Annotated in this window: 20 protein-coding genes and 1 pseudogene; 4 read left to right on the top strand and 17 right to left on the bottom strand. The window is 46.6% G+C overall.

The window, feature by feature from the left end; translation table 11 throughout:
- Positions 1–112: 112 nt before the first annotated feature.
- The 4 genes and pseudogenes from JCM10914_RS22645 to JCM10914_RS22630 all read right to left on the bottom strand — a co-directional run bounded on the left by JCM10914_RS22645 (position 113) and on the right by JCM10914_RS22630 (position 3,965).
- Entirely contained in the window at positions 113–766 is a 654-nt protein-coding gene (locus JCM10914_RS22645; RefSeq protein WP_036719673.1) for a M48 family metallopeptidase, read from the bottom strand.
- Positions 767–802: 36 nt separating this feature from the next.
- Positions 803–1,791: pseudogene (locus tag JCM10914_RS22640) on the bottom strand (alpha/beta fold hydrolase).
- Between the two features lie 123 nt (positions 1,792–1,914).
- Positions 1,915–3,294 carry a cell wall metabolism sensor histidine kinase WalK gene (locus JCM10914_RS22635; RefSeq protein ID WP_023965069.1) on the bottom strand — a complete coding sequence of 460 codons (1,380 nt, stop codon included), beginning with the start codon at positions 3,292–3,294 and terminating at the stop codon, positions 1,915–1,917.
- Positions 3,291–3,965 (bottom strand): response regulator transcription factor, encoded by a 675-nt coding sequence (locus JCM10914_RS22630; protein WP_023965067.1) that lies wholly within the window; start codon positions 3,963–3,965, stop codon positions 3,291–3,293. Before JCM10914_RS22630 ends, JCM10914_RS22635 begins: the two co-directional genes overlap by 4 nt.
- Before the next feature lie 187 nt (positions 3,966–4,152).
- On the opposite strand from JCM10914_RS22630, the gene JCM10914_RS22625 reads away from it, so the two are divergent.
- Positions 4,153–5,091 carry a phosphotransferase enzyme family protein gene (locus tag JCM10914_RS22625; RefSeq protein ID WP_023965065.1) on the top strand — a complete coding sequence of 313 codons (939 nt, stop codon included), beginning with the start codon at positions 4,153–4,155 and terminating at the stop codon, positions 5,089–5,091.
- Between the two features lie 41 nt (positions 5,092–5,132).
- Here JCM10914_RS22625 and JCM10914_RS22620 read toward each other — a convergent pair whose 3' ends face one another.
- Positions 5,133–6,341 carry a sugar efflux transporter gene (locus JCM10914_RS22620; RefSeq protein ID WP_023965063.1) on the bottom strand — a complete coding sequence of 403 codons (1,209 nt, stop codon included), beginning with the start codon at positions 6,339–6,341 and terminating at the stop codon, positions 5,133–5,135.
- A 193-nt stretch (positions 6,342–6,534) separates the two neighbouring features.
- Here JCM10914_RS22620 and JCM10914_RS22615 point away from each other — a divergent pair, with 193 nt between their 5' ends.
- Positions 6,535–7,434, top strand: coding sequence for an AraC family transcriptional regulator (locus JCM10914_RS22615; protein ID WP_023965061.1), 900 nt, complete (start codon positions 6,535–6,537; stop codon positions 7,432–7,434).
- A gap of 137 nt (positions 7,435–7,571) precedes the next feature.
- Here the strand turns inward: JCM10914_RS22615 and JCM10914_RS22610 are convergent, their stop codons facing one another.
- Positions 7,572–8,621, bottom strand: a complete 1,050-nt coding sequence (locus JCM10914_RS22610) for an acyl-CoA dehydrogenase-like protein (protein ID WP_023965059.1) — start codon at positions 8,619–8,621, stop codon at positions 7,572–7,574.
- 27 nt (positions 8,622–8,648) lie between these two features.
- Positions 8,649–10,385: a DUF3658 domain-containing protein gene (locus JCM10914_RS22605; RefSeq protein ID WP_023965057.1), complete on the bottom strand. Its 1,737-nt coding sequence runs from the start codon at positions 10,383–10,385 to the stop codon at positions 8,649–8,651.
- Between the two features lie 137 nt (positions 10,386–10,522).
- Here JCM10914_RS22605 and JCM10914_RS22600 point away from each other — a divergent pair, with 137 nt between their 5' ends.
- Complete coding sequence (locus JCM10914_RS22600) at positions 10,523–11,818, top strand: glycosyltransferase (RefSeq protein ID WP_148300246.1); 1,296 nt, start codon at positions 10,523–10,525, stop codon at positions 11,816–11,818.
- Positions 11,819–11,868: 50 nt separating this feature from the next.
- On the opposite strand, the gene JCM10914_RS22595 is transcribed toward JCM10914_RS22600, so the two are convergent.
- The 8 genes from JCM10914_RS22595 to csaA form a co-directional block, all read right to left on the bottom strand.
- Positions 11,869–12,408 (bottom strand): GNAT family N-acetyltransferase, encoded by a 540-nt coding sequence (locus JCM10914_RS22595; RefSeq protein WP_023965053.1) that lies wholly within the window; start codon positions 12,406–12,408, stop codon positions 11,869–11,871.
- Positions 12,409–12,510: 102 nt separating this feature from the next.
- Entirely contained in the window at positions 12,511–13,416 is a 906-nt protein-coding gene (locus tag JCM10914_RS22590) for a metal ABC transporter permease (RefSeq protein ID WP_023965051.1), read from the bottom strand.
- 3 nt (positions 13,417–13,419) lie between these two features.
- Positions 13,420–14,352, bottom strand: a complete 933-nt coding sequence (locus tag JCM10914_RS22585) for a metal ABC transporter permease (protein WP_023965049.1) — start codon at positions 14,350–14,352, stop codon at positions 13,420–13,422.
- A 3-nt stretch (positions 14,353–14,355) separates the two neighbouring features.
- On the bottom strand, positions 14,356–15,084 hold the full coding sequence (locus JCM10914_RS22580; RefSeq protein ID WP_023965047.1) for a metal ABC transporter ATP-binding protein: 729 nt from the start codon (positions 15,082–15,084) through the stop codon (positions 14,356–14,358).
- Between the two features lies 1 nt (position 15,085).
- Entirely contained in the window at positions 15,086–16,048 is a 963-nt protein-coding gene (locus JCM10914_RS22575; RefSeq protein ID WP_081739878.1) for a metal ABC transporter solute-binding protein, Zn/Mn family, read from the bottom strand.
- 404 nt (positions 16,049–16,452) lie between these two features.
- Positions 16,453–17,049, bottom strand: a complete 597-nt coding sequence (locus JCM10914_RS22570; protein ID WP_036719666.1) for an AAA family ATPase — start codon at positions 17,047–17,049, stop codon at positions 16,453–16,455.
- A 60-nt stretch (positions 17,050–17,109) separates the two neighbouring features.
- Positions 17,110–17,280 carry a hypothetical protein gene (locus tag JCM10914_RS29035; protein ID WP_023965041.1) on the bottom strand — a complete coding sequence of 57 codons (171 nt, stop codon included), beginning with the start codon at positions 17,278–17,280 and terminating at the stop codon, positions 17,110–17,112.
- Between the two features lie 156 nt (positions 17,281–17,436).
- Entirely contained in the window at positions 17,437–17,766 is a 330-nt protein-coding gene (gene csaA / locus JCM10914_RS22565) for a chaperone CsaA (protein ID WP_023965039.1), read from the bottom strand.
- Between the two features lie 318 nt (positions 17,767–18,084).
- Here csaA and JCM10914_RS22560 point away from each other — a divergent pair, with 318 nt between their 5' ends.
- Positions 18,085–19,017 (top strand): L-lactate dehydrogenase, encoded by a 933-nt coding sequence (locus tag JCM10914_RS22560; RefSeq protein WP_023965037.1) that lies wholly within the window; start codon positions 18,085–18,087, stop codon positions 19,015–19,017.
- A gap of 163 nt (positions 19,018–19,180) precedes the next feature.
- Here JCM10914_RS22560 and JCM10914_RS22555 read toward each other — a convergent pair whose 3' ends face one another.
- Both JCM10914_RS22555 and JCM10914_RS22550 read right to left on the bottom strand, forming a co-directional pair.
- Positions 19,181–19,957 (bottom strand): ABC transporter permease, encoded by a 777-nt coding sequence (locus tag JCM10914_RS22555; RefSeq protein WP_023965035.1) that lies wholly within the window; start codon positions 19,955–19,957, stop codon positions 19,181–19,183.
- Positions 19,958–19,975: 18 nt separating this feature from the next.
- Complete coding sequence (locus tag JCM10914_RS22550; protein ID WP_023965033.1) at positions 19,976–20,755, bottom strand: ABC transporter ATP-binding protein; 780 nt, start codon at positions 20,753–20,755, stop codon at positions 19,976–19,978.
- Between the last annotated feature and the right edge of the window lie 10 nt (positions 20,756–20,765).

Raw genomic sequence — 20,765 nt, 5'->3', positions numbered from 1 at the left:
TTATATTTGAAAATCAATTATAGCAATGTTATATCGGCTTTTTGAAACGAAATGATGAGTTAAAACTGAAAAAAACACTCAATCAGAGTGTTTTTCTCTTACGAAAGGAATCTCACAACGTCAGATCTTGTCCATACCTTGCAAGGAACGCTTCCTTCTCCTTATAATCCTTCATTACACTTCCAACACGCCGCCAGAAAGATCGATCGTGATTCATATGCAAGAGATGGCAGAGCTCATGAATAACCACATAATCGATGACTTCGATTGGCGCCATGGCGAGGCGGTAGTTAAAGGTAAGATGTTTTGCTGAGCTGCAGCTCCCCCACTTCGTTCGGGACTCCTCAATCGTGAAGGATTTGGGCGTTACCTTCAGCTGCTTCTGATAGACCTTAAGACGCTCCCCAACCACCTTCTTACAGCTCGCGAAATAGAACTTCTTCAGATCTCGTTGCAACTCTTCTTCCGTCCGTCCCTTCGTCTCGATTAACTCATGCAGTGCATAATATCGACCAAGATGTAGAAACTTGCCTTCCTCCTCGTACTCCCTGAGCTTCGGTGCAGTCCGAGCCTCCTCAATCGCTTCAAGCTGCTTCAAAATGGGTTGCTCATGCTGAAGGACCGCGTGCATGATTACCTCATCAGTTGTATGCTTTGGGGCTTTGACCGTGATTAATCCTGTAGGGTGAATGTGGATTGAGAGTTTTTGGCGTTGGCCGTATTCGATATGAATTTGTATCTGTTGGTGCCCTAGTTCAATAATCATCATCAACATCGTTTCCATAAAGTTTTTATCTCTATATTACCTGCCTGAATCGATTTCATCCATCATTCTTCTGAAATTCTCAACGATCTCCACGGAATGGGTATGGTGCAAGTAATGCCCGCCTTCAAATGTCATCACTTTTCCGTATACAGATTCCTTAGCTTGCTGCTCATGTAGTGGTATCCAGCCTTCTATGTCTGAATTACTCGCTTGTACAAAGAGAATAAGTGGAAGATCACGAGGAAATGTACTATCTTGAGCACCTCTAAAATTAGATGAGATATGTTTCATTTCATTCAACATGGTGGCATTGGTGCCGTTTTTATTCGATAGCATGCTCATTTGTTCTTTCGTGTAATCATCAAAGGCGAGTCCGGCATATGGATCGCCGCTTACCTTCTTGATCAACCTCAGCAGGCCTGATTTTTCTAAAAATGCAAACGTCTTTAATGGAAATTTAACATCCATTCCCGGTTGTGTAGGAACACTGCTATCGATCCCGACAAATGCACTGACTTCCTCTGGATATTGGTTCACGTACTCCAGACCGTATATGCCAGCAATGGAATGACCCATAAGGATATAGCGCTCAACATGAAGCTGCTGTAATCCTTCATGAATCTCACTTACGATATTGTCCGTCGTTCGCTCTTTATCCGTCTCATCACTTAATCCATAACCGAAAGGCTCAATGACGATAACTCTGTAATGAGGTGATAATTCATCTACAAGCGGCTTGAAATCAAGTGCGGGTGCTGCCGTTCCATACCCTGGGAGGAGTACGACGGTTTCTTCACCTTCTCCTTGAATCAACACATTCATATTTTTATCATCAACCGTTATGTGCTGCCCATAAGACTCTATTCTTTTTTGCTCCGACTGATTACTAAATACATTAACCAAATACACAATTCCTAGAAAAAGCACGATGCAATCAGTATGCCACCTATTATTTTAAGCAGACGACTTCGCAATTTATGGGCACTCGTCCTGTTCTTCGTATTCATTTCCTCTGTCTGTGGCACGTTCATCTTCTCCTGTCTTAACCTGTATTCAGCTGCCTTGTCAGCTCGCTAATCAAAGTTTAAACGACGAAGATGTACTCCCTATGACGACAATATGAACGGAATATGAACAGATTCGAACGCCTATTCGTCCGACGAAATGGTTGGTATCGTGATCGGCAAGTTAACAATAACGGTGGTGCCCAGGCCTGGCTCGCTTTCCACTCGGATTTCACCTTGATGCAGCGCGACGATCTGTTTAACGATGGCGAGTCCCATACCGCTGCCGTCATATTGGCGACTGTGAGAGCGATCGGATTTGAAGAATCGTTCAAATATTCGTTTTTGATCCTCCAATGGAATACCAACGCCCGTATCAGCAATTTGAACGGTTACTCTTCTGATTTCCTGTTTCAGTCTAACCTTGATCACGCCCCCAACCTCGGAGAACTTAATGCTGTTGCCGAGAATATTCGTCCAGACCTGATTAAGTTGGTCATGATCTGCCGTCACTCTAACACTCTCTAACTCAAGCTCAAAATGGATACTGCGGGCAGACCATTGTGGTTGGAGTGCTACAATGACCCTCCTGATTTGTTCATCCAGGCTGAATGTGACGAGCTGCAGTTGCTGTGACTGAGATTCAAGCAAGCTCAGTTTGAGCAGACTATCGCTCATTTTGGACATTCGATTCGCTTCAGCAATGATGATGTCCAGATAGCGACTTCGTTCAACGTCGGTGAGATCGACTTGTTTGAGTGCTAGTGCATAGCCGGATATTGACGTGAGCGGGGACTGGACCTCATGAGAAACGTTGCTCACAAATTCCCGGCGCATGTGCTCAAGTTGCTGCAGTTCGTGCATCATGTCCTCAAAACTCCGAGCCAACGTGCCCAACTCGTTCGTCTGCTTAATATTTAGCTTGACGCTGAAATCCCCGGCTGCAATCCGTTTAGTTGCTTTGGTCAGCTTCTTGATCGGTCTTACCAGAAAAATCGAAGCAACCAGAATCAATATACTGCCTGCAATCAATGAATAGGAGGCAAAAATCCATGCCCACTTGATGACAAAAGACGATGATGGCGGGGCTAGCATTTCCAAAAACATTGCTTTCATGCCCATCTCCGTCTCCAATGGAAGCCCTAAGAGAACTTTGGCGATACCATTCGGTGTGTCTTGAATAACTCCTCCATCGAGCACCTTATTCACTTGCTCCATCGTCACTGCGGCCGGTTTATGTCCATCCAGCTTTCCGTAAGACTGAAACTGGCCTGTGGCTTCGTAAATTCGAATGTGATATGACTCAAGCTGCTGCATTTCACTTACGAAATAATCTGCTTCACGTAATGGCAGATTCTTGTATAGATGGACGACATCTTCGCCAAAGTTCCGCAGATTGATCTGGGCATTCTCGTTAAACTGTTCTTTATATCCCCACGTGGAAACCATAAATGCAATGATCGTGCCCGCAATGACGGACACTAGAAAGGTCAGGACAACCCGAATATACAAGGATCTGATCATTCGTAAATCTCAAGCCGATACCCAAGCCCGCGCACCGTTTCAATGCGAAAATCTGGCGTGGTCGCAAACCGCTCACGCAGCCGTCTTATATGTACATCTATCGTTCGATCATCTCCGGCATAATCTATACCCCAAATCTGATCGATCAATTGCTCACGCGTGTAGACTTGTCCTGGTGTTCCAGCAAGCTTGTATAGCAATTCGAACTCTTTGAGTGGCAACGTGAGCGACTCTTTCCCTCTCATTACCTTATAAGTCTGCCGATCGAGGGTGACGTTGCCGAACTGTATCATCTGCGTAAAACCAATTTTATAGCGTTTCAGTAATGCCCGGACACGAACCGTAAGCTCCAGCGGATCGAAAGGTTTTGTCAAGTAATCATCCGTTCCCAATTCGAATCCTTTGACTTTCTCCCATGTCTCGCCTCTGGCAGTCAACATAAGTAGCGGAAGATCCGGATTCGCTCTTCGAAGCTCCTTGCATAACGTCCACCCATCCATTATCGGCATCATGATATCAAGCACAACCAGATCGACATGCGTTGAGCCGTAGACGGTCAAAGCTTCCCTGCCATCCGCAGCTTCCACCGTTGTATATCCATCGTTACGCAAAAACAAACAGACAAGCTCGCGAATGTTCGCGTCATCGTCAGCAACCAGTATAGTCGGCATATACTCCCTCTCTTCCTCTCCATCTCTATAGAAGTAATCATTATACTATAAATGCTAATCCACAGACTGCACAGGTTGATTCTATTTTTTATTCTTTCCCAATTGTTTGCAACCATTATGTATGATATTTTTAATTAATCATTCATCTAATTAGATTAGTATCAAATTATTTTATGGAGGCTATTCTATGTACCAAGAGGAAAGACGTATTTTAGATACAGCATATTCGTTTCATGAACCGTTCGAAATTACTATCCTGCACCAAGGAGAAAATGCAACTTTTCTTGTTGAAAAAGATTCGTCTTCTTTTATATTGAGGAAGTACAGATTGGGACGATATAACGAAGCTCAAATCATGGCCGAGATAACATGGTTAGAGGCACTTGGTTGTTATTTGAATGTACCGCATCCTTTAAAGAATCAGGATCAACTATACTTGACCATCTTCCCGACTCCAACTGGAACCCAGTACTACGCTTTATTTAATTATATTGTTGGAGAGTCTGTCGACTCTCCAAGCTTTCAAGACTACCATAATTTAGGAAGAACTCTAGCCTTACTGCATGAGAAGTCCGATATCATCTTACAAACTTCAACGAAGGATTGGATTGGATATAACAGACCGCGTTATGACCAGAATATCATTGAGGCATCTCTTCACTGCCTCTTGGAAGCTCCATTCTTGGATCGCAAAGATAAACAACAGTGCCAATCGCTGTCTGATTCTTTAATTGAAGCATATTCGAAATATATGTTGACTGATGAACTGCATTTTTTGCACGGCGATGCGCACAGCGGTAATATCTTGCGTTCGAATGGGCTCCTCCATTTATTAGATTTTGATGAATGCGGATTTGGCCATCGTGCGTTTGATATGGGAGTTCCTAGACTGCACATGATCTCGGCAGGAAATGTAGAACAGTTGTGGGGCTCGTTTATGAACGGCTATCAACAAAAGGTCACCGAGGACGAGATCCGGACTGGTACAGCTATGCGAATCTTTTATATGGCAGGAAAAATACCGCAAAGGCTAGATATTGAACACCTGCGTCATCAGCCTGAGCAATATATAAAGAAATATCTGTTGTATTTAAAAAAAGAATTGAGTGGTGACACAGCAATTTAATGTGGTTCATCCACAATAGATCATCCAGGCCGTTGATTCAATTAAACAGATGGTGTAATGGTTTGGTTATCTGGCACCGGCTTGTTGCGCCACAAGATGAACAACGAGAATATCACGATGACGAGACATGCTATATAAACATGTCGAAATCCTACAAACTGAGCTATGAAGCCACCGCCCAGATTGCCGACCAGTCTTCCAATGATCGAACCGTTGTAATAAAGCGTCGTCGATACGCCTGGTGAATCAGGTAATAAATCCGTAAAGAAACTAAGACCAATCCCCATGACGATCGCGACATAGATAGCCTGCAGAAGCTGAGCAGCTATCAATTGCCATGATTCGGTGGAAATACTTAATATGCTGTAATACATAAGCCCCACTAGGCATCCGATCATCATTAAGGAATGGTTGGAGATTCTTCTTCCCAGTGAGCCTAATAACAACATTAAGGGGATTTCCAGGCCCGCTGAGACGCTAACAACGAATCCGACATCTGCAAATGTCCCTTGCAGTTCATTGATGATGAATAGTGGCGTAATGATTCCATTCATAGCATGAACCGCTAATAGTAAGATAAGAGCGATGAGTGGCAGCAGGATTCGTTTGTTCTGAATCGATGAGCTAGCCTTGCTAGTTTGCTTTCGTTCATGGACAGAAGACTTTTTTCGATGCAGGAACAATAATATGAGAAAAGCAATCGTAAAAAAGATCGCGGCTGTTCCAAGAAAAAGCCCTTTATAACCAAGCACACCTAAAATTACGGTACCTATTAATGGCCCGATGAGGAATCCGAGTGATACGAGCGAACGTAATGCAGACATTGCAAAAGTTCGATCGTTCGTACGGCTTGCAATGGCCGACTCCTGTGCCGAAGCATAAATTTGCGGCATCGCAGAAGCTCCGATGCCACTAAAGATTGTAACAACGATCAATAGTGAGATGAAGTTGTCAAATACTAGGTATGAAGCATATCCTAGCGCTGATGATGTCAAGGCAATTATAATCAGAACTTTACGATCTAGCCCATGATCTGAACGTTTCCCGACGAACGAATTGACTACAACGCCGCTTAATGAACTTATTCCAATAAACAGGCCAAACGCTCCTGCGCTCATTCCCAGATCTTCGGTCGCGTACAAAGATAAGTATGGCTGTGTAATCGAAATGCCTATGCCCACCAAAAATATACATATCACGAATAAACCATAACCTTTAATGGCAAATAAATTTTTGATCCGTTGCAACATCCTATTCTCCTCCTTAGCCCACACAAGGCTTGCACTTTACATCAGCTCAGCGTTTTATCTGATTATGCAATAAGTAACAAGGCCACCGTTATCCCATTCATCGCAGATGTTTGCCTAATCCTCTCATGGCATCTGTACGACTGACCCTTTTCGATTATAATGGTAATAAGAAATGGCTAAACAGGAGGATCCTATGTCCGAACTCATCTACCGTCAGCAAGCAGAACTCGCTGCGATCATCAATCGTCATACGGAGCAGGAAGGTGTTAATACGACAGCGATCCCATCTTTATACGTGATTCGCCGGTCTCATACTACCCCGCCCAACCATACGGTGTATAAGCCTTCGATCTGCATGATTGTTCAAGGCGCCAAGGAGGTGTGGCTGGCGCAGGAGCGCTATAGGTACAGCCCTACCGATTATTTGGTTGCTTCGGTAGACTTGCCTGTTACAAGCCGAGTGGTGGAGGCATCTTCCGAGGAGCCTTATCTGGCAATCAATCTGGTATTTACTCCATCGCAAATTCTGGAGGTTATAGGAACAACAGATCGTCAGACTGGCAAAAAAGTTAACGCGAAGCGAGCCTTGTATGTTAGTCCTACCGAGCCAACCATGCTCGATGCAGTGATCCGTTTAGCACGGCTACTTGATCATCAACAAGACATTCCGGTACTTGCACCGTTAATTACGAAAGAGATTTTATACAGGGTTATGCAAGGACAGCATGGAGGGACTTTAGAGCAAATCGCATTTGAGGGAAGCTCCACCAATCGCGTCAGACACGTAATCGAGCAAATAGTGATTAACTATACACACTCTTTAAGAATCGAGAAGCTGGCGGAATCCGTCAATATGAGTGTCGCTTCGCTGCATAGGCATTTTAAAGAAGTTACCGCCATGAGCCCGATTCAATTCCAAAAACAACTTCGACTGCAGGAAGCCCGGCGATTATTATTGTCGGAGTCAACTGACGCCGCGGATGTTGCATACCAGGTCGGTTATGAGAGTCCATCGCAATTCAGTCGTGAATATTCTCGCATGTATGGCTTGCCGCCAAGAGAAGATATTAAACGACTTCGAGGAATCATGTGAATAAAATTGTATTTGTCGCGAGAAGCAAGACCATAAAAGTAGGCCAACCTTTAATAACGGGTTGGCCTACTTTTAGGAATGGGTTGTCTTGCAAGATCAAGGATCCCTTGGGACAACGTATTATTGAAATGTAATAACTATAGCTCAGTCCTAAGCAATGAATGTGAACATGCTGTCTGGAGATCACGCCAGCAGCGATTCACCTCACTGTCCTCCATCGCTGCGCTTAGACCGAGCAGTGGAAATACCTGCTCGCCGCAATGACGGGCTACGGAGGCTGCATGTAAACTGCTGGAGGAAACTTTGGTTTCGGTTTCAGCTGACAACTGACCTCGCTCCTGCAGCTCTGTCCAAGAAGCTTCAATCGCTGCATAATATGACGTTATTGCTGCCGTCAGCGCTGTTGAAGCACTTGTGATGGTATCCCTGATATGAGCTGCACTCCCTCGCTCGATAGCAAGCTTTTCGGCGGCGGCCAAGAGATGCTCCGCGATGCCCGTTGCAACAGCTGCAAATGAGACTTGAGCAAATGGCAGGAACGGATATTGGTAGATGAGTTCACTCTGATAACCCTTGATCTCATTCAGTGAGAAAGACATCGATTCCGGAATCATCACATCATGAGCCGTTATCGTATGGCTGGCTGTTGCTCTTAATCCAAAAGCATTCCAGTCTGGCTCTACCTGTATCTCATCCGCACGAAAGATGAAGGAGCGGATCTCCGGTTCTTCCTTATCGATAACACCGTTACGTTCTATAACCGCATTGGCGGTAAATGTTGTCGCATAGGTCGATCCGCTGCAGTATTTCCAACTGCCACTTACTCGGTATCCACCATCTACTCGTTTCGCTGTTCCCGTTGGCATGCCGCTGCCTGCAATGACCGCCTCACGTCGAGCGAACACCATCCGATTCACGTCTGGATTCATCAAGGCAGCAAAAAATCCTCCGCCTGCACCGATCGTAACCAGCCAGCCCAAATTACCGTCCACTCTGGAGGCTTCCTGGAAGATTCTTGCCGCATCGGGCAGCGTTGTCATTCTCCCTTCCAGTTCATCCGGAACGAACAAGTGAAACAATCTGAGATCATATATAATATTCAATACCTCAGGAGGTACCTGTCTGCTCTTGTCCATGTCCAGCGCCAAGGATCGAATGCTCTCAATTTGTTGTTCATAAAATAACATCACTACACCACTTTCTGTTATCGATATCTAGTTGTGTTCCTGCTCGCCTAAAATTCGCGTAAGAGAATCAAGTAGCAGAACCCTCTGCTTGTGATGATTATGATAAGATTCCCATATATCATCTGTTAATCCCATACCTTTAAGCTCTTCCATGATGTCACGCTCAGTCAGATGAGTATCCATCATATTCTGCATAAGTGATTGTAGCCTCACGGCTTGGAGCCGCTGCTTCTCATCACGTTTCGATTCTTCATCCACCGCTTCGGTCAACGATACACTGTACTTGGCCATCTCGCTCAGATCCCCCGTATAAGTCAGGACGCTTGCCTTAATTAATTCGCGCACGCGATATTCGATATATCCATCCGAGACGCCAAGTTCATGATGTCCGATCACTTCGCCGATGACGCGCGAAGATCTCTTGAATTCTCCGGATCGGGCTTTCACGCTATACACACTTTCCATAATCATCGCATCATAATGCGATTCCGGTACCGTTCGCAACACACCCTGTTCCAACACGCGCAGCACCCCGTTCTCCGCACGCAGTCGGTTCCAGTCTGTACAATAGCCCGCAATCTCATCTGGCGACAACTTCCTCTCTTGACTGGAACGCTCCATGGCGATGGCAAGTTGTTCGGGTACGATCTCAAACGTACCTCTATAGGTGATGGTCGGATATAACTCGTGCAAGATCGCTGTTGGATTTATGATAACCATATCCGAATGACTCGGAATTTGAGAGAGTAGTCTCCTCAGACCCGTCTGCTCCAGTGCCGAACCGCCTGCCCAGATCGTACACGGCAGGTCCAGGAGCTGCTGCGGCCAGAGCATCCACTGCACTGCAGAGTGAACCAATGCTGATTGCAGCCGTGCTTGATTGGAAGGGCTATAATGCGCAGTAAACCAATTACGTCGCAGTTCATAGGAAGCTGCGTATTGATCATGATCTGGAAGCAGCCCAACTGAAAGATCGTCAGGGAGTGAGATTACGATCTCATCCGGTTTGGAGCGTAACATGATCTCAATCGAACCAGCCGTGGATAGATCGAAGGCGACATGGACCCGCGTAACCTTGCCACGATAAGAGAGCGATTCCGCAAGATAAGCCTCATTGCCAATGCTCCACTCGTGATCAAACCTGTCGAGAAAATCTTCCATACTCCGATGTTTCTCTATGGCTAATTGCCGAGCTGATTGTGTATTCAGTAAATCCTTCAACTTCAATAACTTCTCATAGAAATGGTTGATGGTCGTGCTCTTATCGCTCCGATATTCATGATTGCTCATCCGTTCTCGGACGGCTATACCCGGGTCATATATCTCTCGTCCGCGAGAGCCTGCATATGCGAAGGTTCGGGCAATGCCTATAGCTCCTATCGCATCCAGACGGTCCGCGTCCTGAACCACTTGTCCTTCGAGCGTATGCATTCCCTTCGCCGTTCCACTGGAGAAAGACATGGTGCGTATGATCTCCAGAACATGTTCTATGTCACGGTTGTCTGTGCCTGCTGCGATTAACCATTCGCCTACCCGTGCGCAGCCTGCTTCCTTCGATTCATTCAGTTTCTCATCCGCAACGTCATGTAGCCATGCTGCCAACTCACATATGTATTGGTCTGCTCCCTCCAGCTTAGCAAGGACACGTGCGAAACGGACAACCCGCAGTATATGCCATTCGTCATGCCCACTCGCATCATCCTGATGGAACTCCCGGGCAAATTGTTCAGCTTGTCCGATGATTCGTAGATTGTTCGGGTTCATTAACACGTCTCCTTTCCCATGAACAGGCTCGTTTATGGTTAGTCTGTATACTGGCTGATGGGGTTGTACCCATGCAGATCTGATTGGTCCTACATATCGTAATACAACAATACACCTTCTACGAGAGGAGGCACATCTTGAAACGTACTAAGCCCAATCGTCAAAAATCAATACTACGCCGACGATCTGCTACTCGTATTTGGGACCGAAGGCAGCATCAGCATTCAAAACCGAATTCTCGAAACGTATCGAGGCTCTCCGATCATTCATTAACGGAGAATCCAGGCAAACTCTGCTATGATGTGATCCGCCTCGCTCGCATCGATTGGCAATCGGGATGGCAGCGGCCACAGCAATTCAGCGAGCAGTTCGCGCAAGCAGGACATCGTGTATTCTATGTAGCACCTGAGTTTATCAACCTGAGTGATGATGAATCGGCGCGTCAAGAACTCGATCAACACATCACGATCAAGAATATCGATCGTAACATCTGGATCGTTACACTGTGCGCAAACCGTCCTTTGGATTTACATGGCGGTGAAGATCTCACTGAAACGGATGTACTCCTCATGAAAGAGGCCATTGCGTACATCATTACGAAATTCCAATGCTCCGTATGGATTACGATTGTCGATGACCCGTTCTGGTCTCCACTGGTATGCGAACTAGACCAACAACTGCTTGTGTTTGATCATACGCTGGCCCAGTTTCAGGAATCTCTCAACTGTCCGATCAAGCAACACCAAGAAGAACTCCTTCTTCAAGCAGCCCATCTCGTGCTCACCGAATCGGCTCGATTGTATGATAGAGCTTCCAGCATGAATCCAGCTACCTTCATGGTCCGCAATGGGGTGGATCTCGAACATTTCATCACCAGCAATTCAGATCTCGCTCCCGAATTTGAAGTTATTCCTGAACCCGTCATCGGCTGTTATGGATCGCCTTCAACCGAAGTTGACTACGAGCTCATTAAAGTGTTGGCCGAGCTCAGGCCTGACTGGAATTTTGTCTGGATTGGCGCAATTACAGCCGAGGGTCCTGCAATGATGGATGTACCAGAGAACGTATGGCTTCTGGAAGATAAACCTTATCATGAACTTCCCGGATACTTCCGTGCTTTCCAAGCAGCCCTTCTGCCTTATAAACTGAATGAAAAGACGCAATCAGCCCATCCTGTTCAATTGTATGAATATATGGCCCTAGGTGTGCCTGTCATCTCAGCGGAACTTCCTGAAATCATCGATTCCGATGCCGAGGTGATTTCACTAGCCCGCTCGCCACTATCTTTCATACAAGCCATTGAGGCTGCACTGGATGATGAGAACGCCGCACTTAAGCCGAAGTACCAACAATTTGCATGGAGCAACCGTTGGGAGCAACGATATCAGATTCTGCACGAACGCTTCCTTGAAATGCTCCAATCCCCCACATAACAACAGGATTTTCGTGATGCTTGTCAAATTACCTTTATCGTCTGTCAGCGTTACGTAGAGGACTTAATGGTGAACTCATCCTTCAATATGGAGTACAGATAGGAATCATGATAACTGCCTTTATAATGAAGATGCTGCCTGAGATGTCCCTCCTGCTTCATGCCGATACTGCGCATAACGCTTGCAGAACCGATATTGCCTGGTCGGCAAGTAGCATAGATCCGGTGTACATCAAGCTGTTCAAATCCGAAGCGACACAACGCTTTAGCTGCTTCAGAAGCGTATCCTTTTCGCCAATAATTCTTGTTCAGGCAGTACCCAAGCTCAGCGTTTCGATTCATCTGATGAAGGCCAACGCCCCCAATCAGTTGACCCGAATCCTTAAGCACAAGGGCTAATTCATAACCAGTTCGAGGACGCTCCTCTTGCATCTGTATCATATCTTCGAGAAATTTCAACGTATCTTCCTTCGTATTGGGTCCCCACATCGTAAATTCGGTTACTTCGGGATCAGAAGCGTAAGCGTGAACTCCATCAAAATCGTGATTCCCGAATTCCCGGATAATTAATCTGGCTGATTCTAACTGCATCGTACGCACTCCCTTTTGTTACAACTTGCCTAATTGTACCATAATCGACACCAAAAAAGCCTGAGTAGACGCTACTCAGGCTTGCTTCACATTATGGCTTCATTAGGATACCCTATCGACTTGATTCTCTTCCGCACCATGGGTGCTGTATTTATGAAGAAATCGGGAGATCACCCCATGCTTGGGAGAGCATAAAAAGCTTACAATAAATACAATACCGGTAGCAAATGCCATGGAACCGGAGATTGAAGTATCAAGCCATACCGCGATGTAGTATCCCATAAATGCGGATAAAATTCCAAACGCACCACTTAGTACAATCATCGTGGACAATTTGTCAGTCCATAGATAGGATGCTGCCGCAGGTGTGATCAACATCGCAACGACCATAATCGCGCCGACCGCGTCGAAGGAAGCTACGGTCGTGATCGATACAAGCGACATGAATACATAGTGCATCAATACGACAGGAATCCCGATACTTGCCGCAAGTGCCGGATCAAAGGACGTAATCTTCCACTCCTTATAGAAGAAGGCAATCACAATCACTACAATCAGCAGAACCACACCCAACATAAAGGTTGCCTTCGGCACTTCGCCAAGTAAAGGAACATGCATCACATTCCATGGGACGAACGTAATTTCGCCCATTAACGCATGCTTCGTATCCAGATGAGCATTACCGACCCGTGTGGCGATCAAGATAACCCCGATGGCGAATAACGTAGTGAACACCACCCCGATGGATGCATCTTGCTGAACCCCACGCGAGTGAAACCATTGGACTAACACGGCCGTGAGCAATCCGGCGATAATGGCACCGATCAACATGTGCGGGCCGCTGAGCTCCCTAGTAATCAGAAAGGCAACTACAATACCAAGTAATACCGTATGCGATATCGCATCGGCCATCATTGCCATCCTGCGGAGAATTAGGAATACGCCCACGATCCCGCACGATAAGCCAACCAATGATGCGGTAAGCAAAATCCAGCCTGTATAGGTCATTCTTTATTCCCCCTTCCTGACGGCAGGCGGTGAAGACGTCCAGCCGGGTTCGGTCTCAGCCTGTGCTCTTTTCTGAGAGCGTAATTGCAGCGCTTGAATTAAGAGCCCCTTTTGTGAACCAAACACGAGGGATACGGTGAACAATACGGATGAAGCAACAACGATGAACGGACCTGTCGGCCAACCTTTTCCGAGTGTACTTATGAAAGTTCCTGCGAATCCGGAACCACCGCCGAAAATAGCCGAAAGTATGACCATCCACTTGAACGAGTTCGTCCAGTACCTTGCGCTGACTGCCGGAATAATTAATAAGGCTGCCATCAGAATCACGCCAACGGCTTGAATTCCAATAACAATGACAAGAACCAAGACTGTATTATATACCATGTTCATAAGCCGGCTACTGAGACCGAGTCCGCGTGCGAAGTCCGGATCGAACAGAAACAGCTTCCATTCTTTGAAAGCGATCGTCACTACGATAATGACAAGAATGGCTAGCGATAACATCGTCGTTACGTCTTTTTGTACCATCGACGCCGCTTGGCCGAAGATAAAATTATCGAGTCCGCTCTGATTACCGCCGGACGTCCGATTCACGATGGTCAGCATCATGATCCCGAAACCGAAGAAGACGGACAGGATAATGCCCATTGCAGTATCCTCCTTGATACGGCTCGATGTTCGAATCCAGTGGATCAACCAGGCTCCGATCAGGGCACTAATAGCTGCGCCGAAGATCATGACCAACATATTCTTACTTCCTGTGAGCGCAAATGCTACGACCACACCGGGCAATGCAGCATGTGATAAAGCATCGCTCATCAGACTTTGTCGTTTCCAGTAAGCCAGACAGCCGATCATGCCGGCTGCCATCCCCAGAATTAATGTACTTAATAATACCCACTGGGTATTCGGAGAAAACAGTGATTCCATCACATGTTACGCCTCCTTCATCCAGCGAAGAGAACCGCCATACGTGCGGTAGACATTATCTTTAGTGAATACCTCTTCAGTCTTGCCATGCGCAACCACAGTCCCGTTCAGCAGAAGCACATGGTCGAAATAATCTTCCACCGTCTGCAGATCATGGTGAACGACCATGACGGTTTTGCCGGATAGTTTCAGATCATGCAATGTTGTCATGATGGCTCGTTCGGTTGCCGCATCGACCCCCGCAAGCGGTTCATCCATGAAATACAGATCAGCATCTTGCACCAGCGCTCTTGCGAGGAAGACTCGCTGCTGCTGTCCGCCAGACAACTGGCTGATCTGTCGATTCGCGTAATCCGCCATCCCCATCTGCTCAAGTGATGCCATCGCTTGGTCTTTGTGGCTTTTCTTCGGCCATTTCAGCCACCCCACTCTACCGTATAAGCCCATCATGACGACATCCAGCGCGTTGGTCGGGAAATCCCAGTCAACAGAACCGCGCTGCGGGACATAACCGACACGTGTCTTGGTTTTTGCGAGCGTGGAGCCGAAGAACGAGACGTTCCCCGACAGCTTCGGATGCAGTTCCAACATCACCTTAAGCAAGGTGGACTTTCCTGCGCCGTTAGGTCCGACAATGCTCGTCAAAGAGCCTTGTTCAACCTGGAAATTGACGCTGCGCAGCACTTTGTTTTTACGATAGGATGCTGATAAATCTTTAACCTGAAGTACAGACATATTACTCACCACTTCCTGTTAGCGCATGATAGATCGTCTCCACGTTATGACGGTACATTCCGATGTAGGTTCCTTCATCCGTTCCCGCTGTGCCCATCGCATCCGAATATAACTCTCCGCCCAGTTTCACCTTTAGGCCCTTCTTGGCAGCTCCCTCGATAACAGCATTGATCGAAGCGGGATTGATGCTGCTCTCCACAAAAACAGCTGGAATGTTATGTTCTAAGAGCGTTTGAATCGTTTCATTAATATCGGACAACCCGATCTCATCTTCCGTGCTTAATCCTTGGAGTCCGACGACATCCATGCCGTGCATCCGGCCAAAATAACCAAAAGCATCATGCGCGGTTACAATGACTCGCTTCTCTTCCGGTATTTCAGCGATTTTCGCGGTAGAATCGGCCTTCAATTCGTCAAGTTGCTTAAAGTATTCCAGTTTATTCTCCTCGAAATAAGTTGCATCTTCCGGGGAGAAGTTTTTCAACTCTTCGGTTGCAGACTCCAGTGCTTGCTTCCACAGATCAATATCGAACCACACATGCGGATCAATCGCTAATTCTTCATCCTCAAGCAACTGATCCTCAGGGATCGAACTGGTAATGGCGAGTACTGGTTTATTTTTGCCAATCTGTTCGAATATTTCCGTCATGTTCCCTTCCAGATGCAGGCCGCTGTAAAATACAATATCACTTTCGTCCAATTTCTTAATATCTCCATGGGTCGCATTGTATAAGTGCGGATCAACACCGGGTCCCATCAGACTTTGAACGTCCACGCGATCCCCGCCAATGACGGACACGGGTTCAGAAATCTGAGCAATCGTTGTTACGACATGAATTTTCTCCGTGCTTTGTTCCCCAGTTGATCCTTGTGGCGTCTCTTCACTTGAATTGCACGCAGACAAGACCAAACTGATTGCAATAATTAGAGTACCTAATATACTCCTGCTTTGACGTTTCTTCATCTCCATCCCCGTTCTCCCCCTGCAAATTCTAATCTTTAGTTTAACTTTTTTCCATTGAAATCATCCGTTTAAAAAAGCACGTCCTGCCATCGACCAATAGTTTTGCTCTAACGCAACTTTAATTGCTATGTACAAAAAATAATCCATTCCAGCCCATTTGTCAATGATTATTTGATGAAACTTATATCATCAAACAGAAATCATTTATGTCTTCAACTTATAATTCCTGTATTTACAAGCATTCTTCGTTCATACTGCGTCGGTGTTTCTCGAGGGCAATATAATTAGACAAGTTTAATTTTGTTGATTTCACACTTAAAAAAGACGACTCGCTATGTTAAGCAAGCCGTCTCAAATAACATTAAAAATTAAGTTCAGTTCCGCGCACCTTTGATTAGACCTTATTATCCAAAGAATCTTACATGCGCGAACTTCGTTTTGATACGATCCCATCTTTTTCGCGCAGGGCTGCGTTGATCGGATGCAAGCTGGATCCCTGCCTGTCTGGCAATCGTCTCCACAACCTCATCAATCGATAGTTCATCGGTGTCGATATATTGCTCGAATGTCTCATGCCGAAAGCCGCTGATGCAACGATCAATTTGCTGTGCAGCCCATGATCCTGCCCCCTCACCTCTGCTGCGAAGACGCCGGAGCAAGATCTCCTTGGAAGCTCGCAAGGTAAAAAAACGCACATCAATTCCATCTTCGCGCAGCTTTCCGACAATCTCCTTAAAATATTCCGGGTCTGTCACGGTCATGGGGGCAATGATAACCTGATCCGACGTATCATTCATGTATTTGAGCATCTTATAATTAAATTCTCTCCACATCGGATAGTGTTGAAAATCTCCCTGCTTAGCATCCGGTGGTATATTATCGCGAATGAAATACCCTACATTCTCCGGGTCATATACAAAGGAATTCGGAAGCCTCCGCTGAAGCTCGAAGGCGGACTGTGTCTTGCCCGAGCCGAACGCCCCGTTAATCCATATGATCATAAAAGTTGCTCCTTTATCGGCAAGCTCTTGTGAAAGCTTGATTGATATCATCTTAACTCCTTAAGAAACATGGATGTTTTTCTCCTTGAGATAGCGGGAGCGCATGTTGATAACCACTTGATTAACCAACTTGATTTTATGACATGTAATGAACTGTAAGGCTAACATAACGACGTAACCTACCCCAATATAACCAAGACCGTTACCGCGCTCATAAAAAGCAGATTTCATGCTCAAGAGCCTCCCTAAAGAATGATATTACATACATAATTTCTCATTTCCTTGATTTTACATGATGTATATCCGCGGAACAAGAATTAAGGAGGATCGAAATGAAAGCGGCAAATCCCCCTTTTGCCATATTGAAGGGGATTTATTATGTAACGCTCACGATATTTGGGTACCGTTAGGAAGTTCTACATCCGGCTTCAACAGGACCACATCCCCCTGCTCCGGCACTCCCCCAAGTACCAGCACTTCCGAATCAAAGCCAGCGATCCGCCGGGGTGGAAAATTAACGATTGCCGTTACTTGTCTGCCGACAAGAGCTTCCGGATCATAGCGTTTCGTAATCTGCGCACTGGTTTGCTTGATTCCGAGCGGACCAAAATCGATCTTCATCTTGATTGCAGGTACTCGTGCCTTGAGAAACGGCTCTGCCTCTACAACTGTACCAATCCGTATATCCAATTTCGTAAAATCATCTATAGTTGCCATGCTTCATTTCTCCTTATATATATTAATTTATGAACTAACGTAACATTGATGTTCAATATCTTCAAGCACTGTCCTCGGTAACGATTGATGCCTCGATGTGACCCCTTGAGTGATCCGTTCTCTTCCATGTGGTGGCCGACCCAGCAATTGTCAAAGAGATTTAGGAAGTTAAATCCCCGATCAGATGGCAATGGCTGCTGCTTCATTCTTCCTGATTATGTTATCATTACTACCGAGGATACTTGAGCGAGCATTTGTTTATGAAGTTTCATATGATAAGTTTTCATCTGAATTGACGACAAGGGAGAGATGCGAACTATGGCACACAACGAAACTCAACGACCGTCACGAGTGGTTATCATCGGTACAGGGGCGGTTGGCGCAACGACTGCGTATACTTTGTTCTTACGCGAAAGGGTATCTGAGTTGGTGTTAATCGATGCGAATCACGATAAAGCTCTCGGTGAAGCCTTGGACATGAACCATGGTCTTCCTTTTGCAGGAGGGGTCAAGTTATGGGCTGGAGATTACAGCGATTGTAAGGATGCGGATATCATTGTCATTGCAGCAGGCTCCAACCAAAGACCCGGCGAGACTCGAATTGATTTGCTGAAGCGGAATACAGCCATATTTGATGACATTATCCAAAATATCGTGAAATACAATGATCACGGCATCATACTCGTGGCTACCAATCCAGTGGATATTCTGTCTTACGTTACTCTGAAGAAGAGCGGTTTCCCTGTAAATCGGGTTATCGGTTCGGGAACCCTACTGGACAGCGCCCGGTTTCGCTATTTGATCGGCAAGAACAAAGGGATTAATCCGCGCAGCATTCACGCCCATATCGTCGGTGAACATGGTGATTCCGAGCTGCCACTGTGGAGCATTGCCAATATAGCCGGCATTGGCATCGAGCTGTCGGATGATGAAAGGGATGATATCTTTGACCGGACCAAGAATGCAGCATATGAAATCATCAACGCCAAAGGTTCGACCTCTTATGCCATTGCGTTAGCGCTCGACCGGATCATCGTTTCCATATTGCAAAATGAAGCATCTGTTCTCAATGTGTCGACACTGCTTAATGAATACCACGGCGTATCTGACGTATACTTAGGTGTTCCTTGTGTGGTTGATCGCACCGGGGTGAGGGAAATTCTGAACCTCGAGTTTAATGACGAAGAACTGGTTCAATTTCATGCCTCCGCTAATAAGCTGAAGGAGCAGTTATCCAAAATCTTTGAATAGTCCATACCCATAAGCGCGCCATGATCGCTGACACGACTTCACCCCACCGTAAAGACGCCCAAGTCAGGTTGGCACAGATACCGACAATCGTGAGCACCTTTGAGCAGTAATAAACGCACCCTCCACTAGAGGGTGCGTTATTTTTTTGATCTATGCCATATTTTTACCGGCGCAGCGAATTCGTGCTGACCACCCCGTATCGGGACAGCAGCTTTCGACCCAGCAATCCGACCACCCGGTCTGTCAGGAATCCCATTAGTCCCAGGCAGATCAGTCCGACAAAGATCCAATCCGTACGGAAGAACAACCGCGAATTCCAGATCAGGTAACCTACTCCTTCATTGGAAGCAATCATCTCCGCTCCGATGATGGCCATGAACGATGTTCCCATCGCAAGCCGGATTCCGGTAAACATAAACGGTACCGTCGCAGGTATGATGACATGGAGCACAATCTGCCACTCGGAAGCGCCCATGCTGCGGGCGGAACGGATCTTGTCTTCTTCCACAGACAAGACTCCGGTCAAGGTGTTAAGTACCACTATAAAAAAAGTTGCATACAGAATGAGCATGACTTTGGATGTCTCCCCAATTCCAAACCAGACCAGGAACAACGTGATGAATGCAATAGGCGGAATGAATCGGATAAAATTAAGAAACGGTTCGGCAAAGGTCCGAATCGGTCCAACCTTTCCGATAATAAGTCCGACCGGGATCGCAATCAGGCTGCCCAGCGTCCACCCGAGCAGCACCCGGTACGAGCTGATTCCGATATATTGAAGGAGCGTGCCATCCGTCAACAATTCATATCCGCCTTTCGCGGTATAGATCGGCCCTGGCAGGATTTCGGGTCCGTATGCCAGTGCAAGCAGCTGCCATATCCCAAGTCCGGCCATCCATAACAGGATGTGCAGCGACCATTTTTTTAGTTTATTGGCCATAAGTTCTCCTCCTTCCTTCTATTCATCGAAATGCGATTGGATTTGGTTATGCAAGGCGTGGAAGGCCGGGTCCGATATATCTCGCGGATAGGTAAGCGGCACCTCGTAAATATCGGTAATCTTGGAGGAGGGACCTGCTGACATGATGCCGATTCGTCCACCTAGCAGAAGCGCCTCTTGAATGTCATGCGTGACGAAGATGACGGTTTTGTCCGTGTCTTTCCAGATTCGCACCAGCTCTCGCTGCATCGTTCGACGTGTCATGGCATCCAATGCGCCGAACGGCTCATCCATGAGCAGAATGGCTGGATCGTTAGATAACACGCGCGCAAGCTGCACTCGCTGCTTCATCCCGCCGGAGAGCTCTCTTGGATATTTGTTCTCATGTCCGGCCAGGCCCACAAGCGAGATGAATTGATCGGATATTTCCTTTCTCTTCGCCGCGGGAATTCGTTTCATGCGGAGACCGAACTCTACATTTTCTCTGACGGTCAGCCACGGGAACAACGAGGAATCCGCCTGTTGGAATACGACCGCTCGGTCCTGGCCCGGACGTTCCACCTCTTTCTCTCCGACCTTAACTTGACCGGATGTCTTGGAGACAAAGCCCGCGATCAGACTGAGCAGCGTCGACTTTCCGCATCCGCTCGGACCTAGCAGAACAAAGAACTCTCCGCCCTTTACAGCCAGATTGACGTCCTGGATAATATAGTGCACATCACCTGCCGCCGCAGGCTGGGCATAGCTTTTGTTCAACCGTTCAATGTGGATTTCATTCTGGCTTGACGCAGCTCTCATCGCCTTCATC

This window comes from Paenibacillus sp. JCM 10914 (genome assembly GCF_001315105.1).
Classification (GTDB): Bacteria; Bacillota; Bacilli; order Paenibacillales; family Paenibacillaceae; genus Paenibacillus_AQ.
This window is presented reverse-complemented; position numbering and strand designations above follow the sequence as displayed.